Raw genomic sequence first — 14517 nt, 5'->3', positions numbered from 1 at the left:
GACTTTGGCGGAATAAAAAAAAGGGGAAATGTCATAAATTTTTAGAGATAAGGATCAGACACAGCCTTTATGGGAAATATTTGTAGATATCTTTCCGATGGAGAAATCGTTTAAAAACGATGGTTTCATCGACGACAGAAAAGCCCAAACGAAAGTTTCCAAGCCTAACCCGAAAATCTTTTTCCTCAGACTGAAGTTTTTTTATGCTTGAAAGTTCATCAAGTGAGGAAGCATCCTTAAAACGCCTGATTACCTCAAAAACCTGAGTTCTGTATTCAGGGTATTTCCTAACATCTTTTTCGAATTGTTTTGTGTAGAGAGTTTTCATTCTTTGAGCCAATTCTCAAAGTCGGTTAAATCGGGATCCTCCAAAATATTCTGATCGCCGTCCTGCATCGCACGGTACACCGCTGCATCTTCCTCCTCATCATTCACAACAAAGTGTTTGATGTTCAGTTTATCCGCCAGATCAGTAAAGACCTTCAACTGTTTCTTATTTAATTTTAAAACCAGTTCCATTTGATGAAGTGAATAGCTCAAAATTAAAATAAAAAGCTGAATACATAAAATCAATTCTTTACCATTCTGTCTGATTTGTAAAAGTGCTGCTGTCAATTCGTCATTAAAAGACCGGTTGGCACAGGGTTTGATTTTTTGCCCGTCGTAAACGAAAAATAACATAAAACGATAATGAATATGCAGACAGGAAAAATTGGAGTTACCAGTGAAAATCTGTTTCCGGTAATCAAGAAATTTCTTTATTCTGACCACGACATTTTTTTACGGGAGATTGTTTCGAACGCCGTTGATGCGACTCAGAAGCTGAAAACACTGGCCTCGAAAGGTGAGTATAAGGGCGATTTGAGTGAAGCCAAAGTGGTTGTGAAACTCGACAAAGACGCCAAAACCATCACCGTTTCTGACAACGGTATCGGTATGACAGCCGAAGAAGTGGAAAAGTACATTAACCAGATCGCTTTCTCGGGAGCCAACGAGTTTTTGGATAAATACAAAGAAGACGCCCATGCCATTATCGGTCATTTTGGATTGGGTTTTTACAGCTCGTTCATGGTTTCTGAAAAGGTGGATGTCATCACCAAATCGTATAAAGACGGGGCAAAAGCCGTTAAATGGAGTTGTACCGGAAGCCCGGAATACACACTCGAAGAAGTTGAAAAAGATGGTGTAGGTACCGACATCGTGATGCACATCAGCGAAGAAGAAAAAGGCTTCCTGGATGATCAGAAAATTTCAGAGATTCTGAATAAATACTGTAAGTTCCTGCCAATTCCGGTGGTTTACGGAAAGAAAAAAGACTGGAAAGACGGTCAGCAGGTAGATACAGAGGAAGACAACCAGGTGAATGATACAACACCGGCGTGGACAAAAGCTCCGGCGGATCTGAAAGACGAAGATTACAAAAACTTCTATCGTCAGTTGTATCCCTTTGGCGAAGAGCCTTTGTTTAATATTCACCTGAACGTGGATTATCCGTTTAACCTGACTGGTATCCTTTATTTCCCGAAAATCAAAAGCAATTTTGAGGTTCAGAAAAACAAAATTCAGTTGTACTGCAACCAGGTTTTTGTGACCGATTCGGTGGAAGGCATTGTTCCCGAATTTCTGACACTTTTGCACGGTGTAATTGATTCTCCCGATATTCCGTTGAACGTTTCGCGTTCGTATTTGCAGAGCGATTCAAACGTGAAAAAGATAAGCAGTCACATCAACAAAAAAGTGGCCGACCGTTTGCACCAGTTGTTTAAAGACAACCGCGAAGATTTCGAAAAGAAATGGGACGATCTGAAGATTTTCATCGAATACGGCATGCTGACGGAAGAGAAATTCCACGAACGGGCCATGAATTTCTTCCTGCTGAAAAATGCGGAGAACAAATATTTTACCTGGGAAGAATACGAGAAACTGGTAAAAGAGAACCAGACCGACAAGGATAACAACACCATTTATTTGTACACCACCAACGTAACCGAGCAATATACTTTTGTGGAAGAAGCCAAAAACAAAGGTTACGATGTGCTGGTACTGGATGATGTGCTGGCTCCTCACCTGATCAATAAATTTGAGCAGCAGTACACCGACAAACGTTTTGTGCGTGTTGACTCGGATGTGGTGGAACACCTGATTCAAAAAGAAGATTCAGCCAAAGAAGAGCTTTCGTGGGAGCAGAAACAGGAATTGTCTCCGATCTTCCAGGCAGTTTGTCCGGAAGCCACAGATTATTCTTTTATCGTCGACTTTAAGGATCTGGGAGAAAGCGGGTCGCCAATGGTGATTACCCGCAATGAGTTTATGCGCCGGATGAAGGACATGAGCGCAATGCAGGGAGGAATGAACTTTTATGGCGATATGCCGGAGAACCTGAGCCTGGTGGTGAATACTTCGCACCCGCTGGTGAAGAAAGTGCTGGATGCCAAGGATAAAAAACTGGGCAAAAATCTGGAGGAATTGACCGCTTCTGTTACCGTGAAAAAAGAAGAGATCGCTGGTCTGGAAAAAGCCAAAGAAGGTAAAAAGGACGAAGAAGTTCCGCAAGCCGACAAAGAAAAGCTGGATGCACTGAACAGTGAGTTGGTGAAACTGGAAGAAGAAAAAAGAGGACAGCTGACCGAATTTGGCAAAAGCAATAAACTGGCCAAGCAAATGGTTGACCTGGCATTGCTGGCCAACGGTTTGTTGAAAGGTGCTGACCTCGACAAATTTGTAAAACGAAGTGTAGAACTGATTAAATAGGATTGTGCATAACAATCCGGTCAAGGAAGAGTGAGAACTGACGCCGGTCTGTCCGTCAATCGACGGATGGATCGGCGTTTTTTTTATGAAGGCATTAATGCTTTAATGCGAAAATGCATTAATAAAACTTTGCTGATTTTATTTCACTTCTGCTTACTGTGACTGCCAACTGCGACTGGCTCACTTTCCCTCCGCAAAATCCTGTAAATAAGCAAAGCGATCGGTTAATTTACCGCCTTTCGTAATCGAAGCCCGTTGAATAATACCTTCAATATCTTCGCTAAATAAGCTTGGGAAAACTTTGTCGATCAGGTTTCTGCCAAAGTCGAGCGAGGCGTCTTTGGGTAATTCGCAGGGCAGGTTGTCAACCGCCTGCACCGAAATATTTCGTGGGTTTGAAAACGCCGCTTCCAGTTCTCCTGTTTCCGGATTGTAATCGTAGAACGGATCGTCGATCGAGGAAGCCCGTTTGGTGGAAGGAATGGAACCTTCAATGTCGCAGGTGATGTCGGAAATAACGCTGATGCGGAAATCTTCGGAGCGGGCATCTTCTGCCGTAAAAAGTACCGGAGCTTTTGGATCCCAGTAAGCAGCGGCAATCAGCAGATCGGTAGCTTTTGTGTAAGCTTCGAATGCATTCTCATACATTTCAGGATGGTTGAAAAAGTGCATCAACTCAAATGCTTCTCCGTCTTTTCTGTGGGCGTAATTATTTGGAAGCAGCTGCGTGTAAATGGCCTCCTTGGGATCTGTTTCGCTCAAAAAGCTTGCGGCAGTAACCCGGACGATGTTCATATGGTTCAGTATTTCCAGAACGCCGCCCGCCACTCTTCCGTCTCCGGTAACGGCTATTTTAACGGGGGGCAGTTGAATGCCGTCGAGTATTTGCAGCATTTCTGCAAGGTCGTGACACTGGTGCGCCGGTTTTAAGTTGAAAATATTATTTCGTAAGCCGAAAGCCCGCAGCCCGTTGTAGGCGCCTACCAGGCCGGCAAATCGCCCGAAACCAATGATACGGAAACCTTCTTTATTGGTCAGCACTTCGTAATCCACCAGCTGAATGTTCTTTTCCAAAACCGTTTGCAGCAACTTCCGGTTGTAGGCTTGTTTTTTGATGGTGTGCGAGAAAAACAGGTAGATCTTTCCGGGAATAAAATCCTGGATACGCACTTCTTTCACACCTAGCAGGACGTCGCAGTCGCTCAAATCTTCCTGTAGTTCAATGCCGATGCTGGTATAGTTATCATCCTTAAAACTACGGATAGGACTGGGTTGAACCACCACTTTTACCGATGGAAATTTCTCCATTACTTCCAGGCATTGTTCCGGGGTTAAGGGTACTCTTTTATCGGGGGGAGTTTTACCTTCTCTTAAAATTCCTACTTTCATCTGTTTATAATTGTAAATGATCTAAGGTAACAGATGGGACTTGCATGTTCATCAGCTGACGGATAATCATCCTCTTGGGTATGAATTACATGCTCGTTTCATTTCTGTTGCTTTACATAAAAGTATTGAATTTAAATTATTTCCGGACACGATCGGTTAAAATATTTCAATAAACGAAGTGTCATACACCATAACCAACACGCGAACGACCCTGAAGAATTGGAAAACCTGGTGGGTATTTCGGAATATAAACCCGTGCCGGAAGAATCAAGGCAGCGGTACGAATCGATTCAAAATAAGATCAGGAAAGAAACCGCTGGTTTAGAATAAGTGATAAATTTGTAGGCATCAAGGATTGTCTTTTGTAAATGATTGGATCATTTACCCGAATGGAGAAAAGAAATATTTTATAAGAATGGAATTTTATTGGTAAGTGCCAATAAAGTTGAATCCAAAAAATTTAATCAAATGAAGTCTGTTTTAGTTTCATTGAAGCCAAGCTATTTAGTGTTGCTGATCAGTGTTGTTTTTGCCGCCTGTAATCCGGTGACCAAAAAGCAGTCAGCGCAACGCCCCAATATCGTTTTTATCATGAGTGATGATCACGCGTTTCAGGCCATAAGTGCTTATGGAGGTCCGCTGGCGGAGTTGGCTCCTACGCCCAACATCGATCGTCTGGCCAGCGGAGGAATGCTGTTCAACCGGTGCATGGTTACCAACTCGATTTGCGGCCCTTCGCGTGCAACGATTTTGAGTGGCAGGTACAGTCATAAAAACGGATTTGTAGATAACTCCGGCGGATCAAAGTTCGATTTTAGCCAGCAAACTTTTACAAAAGTGCTTCAGGAAACCGGCTATAAAACTGCTGTAATTGGAAAACTCCATTTGGGAGGAACTCCTTCCGGCTTCGATTATTTTGATATTCTGCCCGGGCAGGGAAGGTATTACAATCCCACGTTTATCAATCAGACGGGCGAGTACAAGATGGAAGGTTATACGACCGAAATTATCACCGACAAGACCATTGAGTGGATGAACGAAATGAAAGATTCGACACAGCCGTTTATGGTAATGATGTGGCACAAGGCACCGCACCGTTCGTGGGAGCCGGGACCCAATGAACTGGGGATTTATGAAGATGTGACCTTCCCGGAACCTCCGACTCTTTTTGATGATTACGAAGGAGACCGGAAAGCCGCCGCCTTAAACAACATGTCGATTGCTCAAACGATGATACCTGTTTACGATTTGAAATTAACGGATCAACCAAGGGGTGGATTAAACGCAGAGCAACAGGAACAATGGCAGGCAGTGTACAGGCCCATCTACGAAGAATTCAAACAAACAAACCCGACGGGCGAAGACCTGGTACGGTTTAAATACCAGCGTTACATGCGCGATTACCTGGCCTGTATTGCTTCGGTGGATAAAAGTGTAGGGAAGGTGCTCGATTATTTAACGGAAAGCGGTTTGGATAAAAATACCCTCGTGATTTATTCTTCTGACCAGGGATTTTATTTAGGCGAGCATGGCTGGTTCGACAAACGCTGGATGTACAAAGAATCGCTGCGTACGCCCTTGTTGATCAGCTGGCCGGGCGTAATTGAGCCGGGAACGGTGAACAACGACATGGTATCCAACCTCGATTTTGGAGAAACACTGATTGACATTGCCGGTGCTGAAATCCCGGAGGAAATGCAGGGACGAAGCATGTTGCCGGTTTTAAAAGGAGAGACTCCGGCCGACTGGCGAAAAGCACACTATTACCATTATTACGAACATCCGTCGGAACACAATGTAATGCGCCATTACGGAATTACCACCGACAATTACAAGCTGATTCATTTCTATTACGACATCGACGAATGGGAACTGTATGATTTGACCAAAGATCCCCTCGAAATGAAAAATGTTTACAACGACCCGGCCTATGATTCAGTCAAAGAAACCCTACATAAAGAGTTGGAAGAATTACGCACGCAATACGAGGACAGTGATTCGCTGAATCAGCATTTTATCGACGAATACAAGGAGAAGGTAAAAAAGAATCCGCGAATAGAGTACTGGAAATGATTCCGTTCGGAGTGAAAATCCGGTGTGAACAAATCTGCCTGTCAGACAGAAAGGAAGCTAATTAAATTCATTCTTACGCAATAAATTACAATATTTGCTGTGTCAGAAACCAAAAAGAGAAGAATGAACCGGCAAAATTGGATAGTGGGGGTAATCACTGTATTCACCCTTTTCTCATGCACCCAAAGAGGTGCGCAACCAAATCCCGATGGAGAATTTGTAGGCTCGCAGAGTTGTAAAGAATGCCACGAGAAGTTTTACGAGCTTTGGTCGCCGTCGTACCATGCACAGGCGATGATGCCTGTCAATGCCGAATTCATGGCCAAGCACCGCTTGCCCAACAGCGAACCGATTGCTGTGGAAGGGAACCTGTTTCAGGTGGAGTTTAAAGATTCAACCATGGTAATGTACGAGCGCAAGGGCAAGGAATTGGTTGCTACCTACGACATACTCTGGGCCATGGGCGGGCACAATGTCTACTGTTTCCTGACACCGTTCGAAAAAGGCAAACTTCAGAATATTCCTTTGGCTTATGATGCCAATGCAAAGAAATGGTTCAACTATCCTGAGTCGGGTGTCCGTCATTTTAACGACAACTCTCCCGCAGATGAGGCTCTGCCCTGGAAAGACGATCAGTTTGCGTTTAATACCGGGTGTTACAGCTGTCATATCAGCCAGCTAAGTACCAACTTCGATTTGGAAACCGACACCTACCACACCACCTGGAAAGAACCCGGAATCAACTGTGAAACCTGTCACGGACCGGCAGGCGAACACATTCGTATTTTCAAGAACCTGAAGGAAGGGGAAAAAGCCAAAGAGTTGGGTCTGATCAGCACATCGGTGTTTACAAAAGAGCAGAACAACGATGCCTGTGCCACCTGTCATTCAAAAATGCAACCCATTACCCCGAGCTACATGCCGGGCGATAAGTTTTTTGATAATTACAACGTGACCACGCTCGAAGACCGTGACTTTTATCCCGACGGGCGTGATTTGGGTGAAAACTATACACTCACCGGCTGGATGATGAATCCATGTACCGAAAAAAGTGAATTGCACTGTGTTTCCTGCCACACTTCCAGCGGGCGCGACCGTAACAAAGACAATCCTAATCAGGCTTGTTTGAAATGCCATAACAATCGGAACGAAGACCTGGAAGCTCATACGGGCCATAAGGCTGAAGCAGGTTTAACATGTTTAAGCTGCCACATGCCGAAGCGCGAATTTGTGGGGCATTTCCTGCGCAGCGATCACTCGTTCCGGCCACCCATGCCCGAGGCTACCATCCGGTTTGGATCGCCCAACGCCTGCAACCAGTGTCATAAAGATAAATCGCCCGAGTGGGCCAATAAAATCGTAAAAGCCCGCCCCAACGGTAATTACCAGGAAGAAACATTGAAATGGGCGCAGTTGATCAAGGAGGCCCGCGACCTGGAATGGAAGAATGTGGACAAGATGTTCGCGCTGATTCGCAATCCCGAAACCGACGACGTGGTGGCCAACTCATTGGTGCGCCTGTTGAATAATTACCCCGATGAATCGAAAGCAGCGGTGTTGATGGATGCGCTAGGCAATCCATCGGAACTGGTACGTTCGTCGGCAGCTTATGGTTTGGGCGGAATTGTGAGCGACGAAACAAAAGCAGCACTTTTAAAAGCTTGCCAGGATGACATTCGTTTGGTGCGCATACAGGCGGCAAATGCCATTCTCACTTTTCCGGAAGACCTGTTTAGCGCCGATCAGAAAAACATAATTGCCGCTGCCGAGAAAGAGTATGTTACATCGATGACATCGCGGCTCGACAACTGGAGCAATCATTACAACCTTGGGCTATATCATCAGAATAAAGGAGATGTACAGTCGGCATTGGGAGCTTATGAAACGGCCACCCGTTTGTATCCCGAATCCATTTTGCCTTTGATCAACAGCAGTGTGCTGTATTCTTATGTGGGCAACCCGGCAAAAGCGGAAGAGAACCTGCGCAACGTAATCAAATTCGACCCCCTCAACGAAGCGGCCAACCTGAACCTGGGGCTTTTGATGGCCGAGCAGGGAAGAATGGATGAAGCAGAACAGGCACTGAAGGCTGCGCTGGAAGCCAATCCGAAAGGACAGGCGGTAGCCGCCAAAAACCTGAGTGTGATCGTAGCACAGCGGGGCGATCTGAAACAGGCCGTGGAATATGCCGAAAAGGCGCACAAGATCAGTCCGGAGGATGGCAGCATTGTTTATACCCTGGCATTCTATCAGCTGCAAAACGGTCAAAAACCATCGGCGGTCAATAACCTGAAAAAAGCACTTGCACTGAATCCCGGCGATTTAAGAAACGTTCAGTTTCTGGCCGATATTTATTTGAAGGACGGAAATAAAAGCGGCGCCATAAAGTTGTATTCCGATGCGCTGAAAACAGAAGGGCTGTCGGGACAGGACAGAGCCGCGCTGCAACAAGCCATTTCTGCCTTGCAACAAAACAGCTAAGTGGCAATCATTGCCGAAGGTGTAATAATAATATGTTTTGAATATGTGGATCGAAAAACTCCTGGATTATAATCCCGTAATACTGGCGCTCGGAGCAACGCTTTTTACCTGGTTCCTGACAGCTTTGGGAGCCGGCATGGTGTTCTTTTTTAAATCAATCAAAAAGAAAATATTGAACTCGATGCTGGGCTTTGCGTCGGGTGTAATGATCGCGGCTAGTTTCTGGTCGCTGCTAAACCCCGCCATTGAAATGGCAGAAGCCAGCGGCCTGGTCCCCTGGGTACCCGCCGTGGTTGGTTTTTTGGCCGGTGGCGCTTTTTTGCTGGCGGTCGATAAAATTCTGCCTCACCTTCACCTGGGGCAACCCCGCGAGAAAGCCGAAGGAATTGAAACCTCGTGGAAAAGAAGTGTGTTGCTGGTGCTCGCCATCACCTTGCACAACATTCCCGAAGGACTCGCGGTAGGTGTGGCTTTTGGTGCACTTGCCAACAACCCCGATGCCGGAATGCTGGCGGGAGCCATTGCGCTGGCCATTGGTATTGGTTTGCAAAACTTCCCCGAGGGTGCAGCTGTTTCCATCCCCTTGCGGCGCGAAGGTTTTTCGCGCTTAAAAGCCTTTAACTACGGTCAGATGTCGGGAGTGGTGGAACCCATTGCCGGTGTGCTGGGGGCTTACCTGGTTTTAACCATGGAGCCTTTGCTCCCCTATGCGCTTTCGTTTGCGGCCGGTGCGATGATCTTTGTGGTGGTGGAAGAACTGATCCCCGAGTCGCAAACAGGCAACGAAACCGACCTTTCCACCGTGGGAGCCATCATCGGTTTTGCCACCATGATGCTGCTCGATGTGGCATTGGGATAAGCATACAAAGAACATTTTTTTCTGATGGATTTTGATCCTTTTCAGTACCGGATTTAGTAGATTTGTAGGAAACACATCGTTTTTAACTTAAAAAGTTATCCTATGAGACTCCTGCTTACCTGTTTGGCCGCTGTGTTACTGCTTACATCCTGTGAGCGGGAGAAAGCTTCGAAACCAAAGGATTTTAAGACTTCGGACCGCGAGACCTTGTTGCCGCCGGCCGACAGCCTGGAATACGGCAAAACCTATCTGCCCATTTACTCGCACATTTACCATGTGCACGAACGCCGTACCTACGATCTGACGGTTACCGTCAGCATTCGAAACGTTTCGTTGTCTGACACCATTTTTATTGTGCACGGAGATTACTACAATACCAAAGGCGACAAAATAAGGGAATACTTCAAAAAGCCCGTTTATGTGCAGCCCATGGAGACCATTGAGATTGTGATTGCCGAAGACGACAGCGAAGGGGGATCGGGTGCCAATTTTGTGTTCGACTGGGCCATTCGCGACCGAAAGAATCCACCCTTGTTCGAGGCGGTTATGATCTCTACCTACGGCGAACAGGGCGTTTCGTTTTCATCGCGCGGCGTCAGGATTTATGAGTAGCCGGAACCCCCTGTAAAAGCTACCCTCCACACGACAAACTGTCTCGCAACATCGTCATTGCGATCCGTCAGCTGACGGAGAAGCAATCTGTTGTTCTGTAATTATTCTAACGGACCACAGTATTCCTGATTCCATGTTGCGTATTAAACCACCCGAAAAAACCGTCGGAAAAACCGTTGTCCGCAGCAATGATATGAAAAACTGTTCGGTCAGCCCGTGTCTGTCAGACAAAGCATAAAAAAATGATTTGTCATCTCTCGTCAGCCAGACAAGTCGTGAAAAACTGATTTTTCACCTCATGTCCGTCAGACAAAGCATGAAAAACTGTTCCGACAAGCTATTGACCGTGTCAATGACATGAAAAATTGTTCGGTGGGCCTTTTGACCGTGTCAATGACATGAAAAACTGTTTGGTGGGCCTTTTGACCGTGTCAACGATCAGGAAAGCGATTCTTTTGCCTTCTCCGGTCGTTAGTTAACGGACGGATCGTTTACCCGCGCTTATGATAGTTTCCCTTTTCCGGGGTGAATTCTATTCCAGCCACTTCAGCCAGAAACGGAAAATTATGTTTATTTTTAGTTCGATAGCTGTAAGTTATTGGAGTCGTAGTTAATAAGATATAATGTACTATACATTTATTGGTACGTTAGCAAACATTTAAAACGATATTATGAAAGTCTGGAATTTTAAAGTGGAAAGTGATTCTCAAGCGATTATTAAAAAATTAGACTCCGCATTTGGATCTATTAACGGATTTGTTTTCGATGTAGAAAATGATGATAATTCAACAAACTTTAGAGTTCGAAAACGGATTCTTTCTGCATTTCAAACGATACTTCGTAATCATATTATAGCAAATGGAAAGATAACACAAACGGATACGGGAAATGAGACCTATGTAGAAATCTCATTTAATCAGCACATTTTAAATATATTGGAGGTCTCTATTTTTTTGGCTTTAGGTCTATTGACAATAATCTTCGGAATAATAACAGGTAATGTAACTGCTTCCATATTTGGAGGCATATTCTTAGTTGTTGGGATAACATATTTGATTTGGGTAAAAAAGGAATTTGTAAGGAATGTTCAAGAATACAAGACATTGTTTTCTGAAATATTGGAATTATAAAATGAAAGAAAGTTTGGATTTGCAAATTGCCTTGCGAGGGCGTGCGGCGCAGTCTAATGGATTCTCGTATCGCAATTCCGTTCAGCAGAGTATGAACGCTCTACGAAATCTGCTTCACAAGATGTACCAACCGTTATAAGCCATAATTGAAATCGCATTTAATATGGAAAATGCAATATTTGAATGTAAATCGTCTATGGACAAGAGAACAAAAATGAAGACCATTTTTGTCTTTTTAGCTTTTGCTCTTTTGACAGGTTTTTTATACGCAAAATCTGATAACAATAAAGCACCTTTTGTTATTGCCATTATTCTGTCTCTAACCTATTTGATTGCCTGTGTTTTCGGTATTTACCAGACACCGATATCATATAAGATTTTAAATGGTAACCTGATAATAAAAAGCAGACTAACGCAAAAGGTTATAAACATTCGAGAGATTTTTAATGTGAGAATTTTTGATTCTGAGGACAGAAAAGGATTAATTCGAATATTTGGCGCCGAAGGAGTTTTAGGAAATATTGGATATTATTCTTCGACAAGGATTAATAAAATGACAATCTTGACAAGTCGAGATACAAACTGGGTACTCATTAATACAAAAGACAATAAAAAAATAGTGATTTCACCAGACGATTTAGAATTGGTAAACTTTGTCACTGAGTTGATTAAAAACAAAAAAAAATAAATTACGGCTTGCAACAATGTGTAATTTTTATAGCGGGTTCGGTGGTGTGCCAACTGCGTCCCGAGTACTCGGGATCGCATCGCAGTTCCATGTCCTTCGGACAGGAACGCTCTTCGAAATCTGCCCCGGCAACATGTACCAACCGTTAAGATATTAGAATGACTGCATACGAAACAATATATGAGTATAAATTTGGCGGAAGCGATATTTGGCATTTGATTCCGTTTTTATTAGTTGGAGCACTCGGATTTGGAATTGTTTATTTCGTCAAGAAATATTATAAACGCTTTTCGGTACCCCGTCAAATCATTTTGTTTTTCGGTTGGATTTTAGGAATAATATCTTCCATAATAGTAGTCGTTTTTCTTATGAAAATTCCTTCTATCGTTGAAAGAGAAAGAAATCTAAAATCGATGATTGAAAATAAAGCATACACGAAAATTGAAGGAAAGGTTGAAGACTTTAACCCTGCTCAAAAAAGTCAAAATCATTTTGAGAGTTTCTCGGTAAAAGGCGTACATTTTAGATACTCAGATTATCTGATAATCGACGGATTTCATAAGACCTCAAATAATAATGGACCAATAAAAGAAAACGGACAAATGGTTCGGATTGGTTATACAAATATCGATGGTGAGAATGTTATTTTAAAATTGGAAATCTCAGCCCAAAATGAATAAAGTACTTGTGCTAACAATCTTATGTGAGAGGAGAAGTTTCTGAAATTATATCGCTCATTATCCAACTCAAATCATGTCAGGAATGAAATGATGTTTGAACTGATTTATAAGAAGGATATTCGTGAACTTGAAAAAGACTGGGAAAAGCAGGCTGGATTAGCGAATTAAACATTTTATCATCGCCAATGCTGAGTAAACCGTTGTACCGAGAGATAAAAACGATTAGAAACCTAAATCAATAACAAAATAAACATTCACAGCTATATGAACTTAAAACATATAAGCGGCTTCCTTCTCTTTTGTACCCTGATGGGAGTCTTGCCGCATGTGGCGCAATGCCAGCCGTCGCCCGATCAGATAAACTTTGTGCGGCAGGGCGTACAACGCATGCTCTTTGATGAACAGCAGTCGATTCCGCTGGCGGGACTTAACCCCGGGCAGGTGGTTGGCCCGGCTTCGATGCATCCTGTTAAGCAATATTTGGCTCAGGCATCAGAAATTACGTACCGCGACAATAAGCTGGTGGTTCAGTCGCAAGAGGAAACACAAACCGGCATTTGGTTTGGTGGATTTAATCCGTTTGCTACCTATACCATCGACCTGAGTGCATGCTCGGGCAGCGGCGAGCTGGGCTTTCAGTTTTCGGATGCCGGCGATAGTGAGCAGTTCCGGGTGACAGTTGGCTTTACAGATTCGCTGCTTACTTCGGTGAAGCTAAGAGTTACCAAGGGAGCAGAGACAATCACTGATCAATCCATTGCAGTTAATGCCGAAGAGACGACTCAGCTAAAAGGCCGCATCATATTGCAAATGCTGGGAAGCGGTTTTACCCTGTACTTGCACAACGGGGGAATACCCCAAGTGATCGGGCAGAGTGATTTTAACCGCTACATCGACTTGCGCAACAAAAGATACCTGCATGCTTTTCAGTCGCATTTGTATGTCGCGCTTCAGAAAGGAGCGGTGAGCATCAACAGGGTAGAGGCGGCAATTACCACCGGGGTGGGTTTGGCCGATATACGTGCCATCACCTACGAAAACGGCGACCTGCTGCTCGACCAGGGGCGTTTGTGGTACACCATGTCGATTCGCGGACGGGCACTGCCGCACCATGTACAGGGTGTGTTTAGCATGAACCCCACGGTTTTTGACCTGAAGCTGGAAGGGATAATCGTATTCGACCGTGGCGACGATTTGCTGCGAAACGAGATCGCCTCGCACATTTTCTACGACCGCGAGCAGCAAACCTGGCGGGGTCTTACCACCGGCTTTAGCGCCTATGCTTTTCCTGACAAGGAGAAAAAGCAGCTGCTGGCCGTTGAAAGCAAAAGAGATCCGCGCCTTGGTTTTTCGGTGATGAAAGCCGCGCCTTTTGGTATTGTTGGCGATATCGAAGACCCGCACATTTTGTGGGACGAGGACGTTAATAAATGGCGGATACTCACCTGCGAAAATCACGAGGGCTACAAAGCTGTTGTGCTGGAATCGGTTGATTGGAACAAGAACTACCAGCGGATTGCGGGGCCAACAGAGCACAACTCAACCGGTACATCGATTCAGAAAATAGGAGATACCCGCTATTGCTTCTCGGGGAGTTCTGAACGGGAAATTTTTATTTATACTTACCCCGATCTCCACGAAGTGGGGACTTTGAGAATGGATTTGCCGCCCTGGGACGACAGCGCCGGAACTAGGGTGTGGCCCAATGTGGTTCAGTTACCCGACGGCTATCCGTTTAAGTATGTGGCACTGATGATGGATCGGTACAATTACCCGGGGCTTCAGGGGCCTAACTGGTCGTACGGGGCGCTTTACCTGTACCACGGTTACGACGAACAATAGCATACGTTCTGC

General features: G+C 44.6%; 12 protein-coding genes. 9 read left to right on the top strand and 3 right to left on the bottom strand.

Annotation, left to right across the window (positions count from 1 at the left end):
- Window positions 1-67: 67 nt before the first annotated feature.
- A complete protein-coding gene (locus INQ51_RS22700; protein ID WP_410796189.1) occupies window positions 68-328 on the bottom strand; it encodes a type II toxin-antitoxin system RelE family toxin in 261 nt (86 codons plus the stop codon).
- Window positions 325-486 (bottom strand): hypothetical protein, encoded by a 162-nt coding sequence (locus tag INQ51_RS02560; RefSeq protein WP_233376328.1) that lies wholly within the window; start codon window positions 484-486, stop codon window positions 325-327. Before INQ51_RS02560 ends, INQ51_RS22700 begins: the two co-directional genes overlap by 4 nt.
- A gap of 210 nt (window positions 487-696) precedes the next feature.
- Between INQ51_RS02560 and htpG the strand changes: the two genes are divergently transcribed.
- A complete protein-coding gene (gene htpG / locus INQ51_RS02555) occupies window positions 697-2751 on the top strand; it encodes a molecular chaperone HtpG (protein ID WP_233376327.1) in 2055 nt (684 codons plus the stop codon).
- A gap of 180 nt (window positions 2752-2931) precedes the next feature.
- On the opposite strand, the gene INQ51_RS02550 is transcribed toward htpG, so the two are convergent.
- Window positions 2932-4140: an NAD(P)-dependent oxidoreductase gene (locus tag INQ51_RS02550; RefSeq protein ID WP_233376326.1), complete on the bottom strand. Its 1209-nt coding sequence runs from the start codon at window positions 4138-4140 to the stop codon at window positions 2932-2934.
- A 468-nt stretch (window positions 4141-4608) separates the two neighbouring features.
- Between INQ51_RS02550 and INQ51_RS02545 the strand changes: the two genes are divergently transcribed.
- The 8 genes from INQ51_RS02545 (at window position 4609) to INQ51_RS02510 (ending at window position 14505) form a co-directional block, all read left to right on the top strand.
- Window positions 4609-6213 (top strand): sulfatase, encoded by a 1605-nt coding sequence (locus INQ51_RS02545; protein WP_233376325.1) that lies wholly within the window; start codon window positions 4609-4611, stop codon window positions 6211-6213.
- A 123-nt stretch (window positions 6214-6336) separates the two neighbouring features.
- Window positions 6337-8694 (top strand): ammonia-forming cytochrome c nitrite reductase subunit c552, encoded by a 2358-nt coding sequence (locus INQ51_RS02540; protein ID WP_233376324.1) that lies wholly within the window; start codon window positions 6337-6339, stop codon window positions 8692-8694.
- Between the two features lie 43 nt (window positions 8695-8737).
- Window positions 8738-9553: a ZIP family metal transporter gene (locus INQ51_RS02535; protein WP_233376323.1), complete on the top strand. Its 816-nt coding sequence runs from the start codon at window positions 8738-8740 to the stop codon at window positions 9551-9553.
- A gap of 102 nt (window positions 9554-9655) precedes the next feature.
- A complete protein-coding gene (locus INQ51_RS02530; protein WP_233376322.1) occupies window positions 9656-10165 on the top strand; it encodes a DUF3124 domain-containing protein in 510 nt (169 codons plus the stop codon).
- A 671-nt stretch (window positions 10166-10836) separates the two neighbouring features.
- Window positions 10837-11295 carry a hypothetical protein gene (locus INQ51_RS02525; RefSeq protein WP_233376321.1) on the top strand — a complete coding sequence of 153 codons (459 nt, stop codon included), beginning with the start codon at window positions 10837-10839 and terminating at the stop codon, window positions 11293-11295.
- Between the two features lie 163 nt (window positions 11296-11458).
- On the top strand, window positions 11459-11983 hold the full coding sequence (locus tag INQ51_RS02520) for a PH domain-containing protein (RefSeq protein ID WP_233376320.1): 525 nt from the start codon (window positions 11459-11461) through the stop codon (window positions 11981-11983).
- Between the two features lie 158 nt (window positions 11984-12141).
- A complete protein-coding gene (locus tag INQ51_RS02515) occupies window positions 12142-12663 on the top strand; it encodes a hypothetical protein (RefSeq protein ID WP_233376319.1) in 522 nt (173 codons plus the stop codon).
- 264 nt (window positions 12664-12927) lie between these two features.
- Window positions 12928-14505, top strand: a complete 1578-nt coding sequence (locus INQ51_RS02510) for a hypothetical protein (RefSeq protein WP_233376318.1) — start codon at window positions 12928-12930, stop codon at window positions 14503-14505.
- The last annotated feature ends 12 nt before the right edge of the window (window positions 14506-14517 follow it).

It is taken from the genome of Maribellus sp. CM-23 (assembly GCF_021354595.1).
In the GTDB taxonomy this organism is placed as follows: domain Bacteria; phylum Bacteroidota; class Bacteroidia; order Bacteroidales; family Prolixibacteraceae; genus Draconibacterium.
This window is presented reverse-complemented; position numbering and strand designations above follow the sequence as displayed.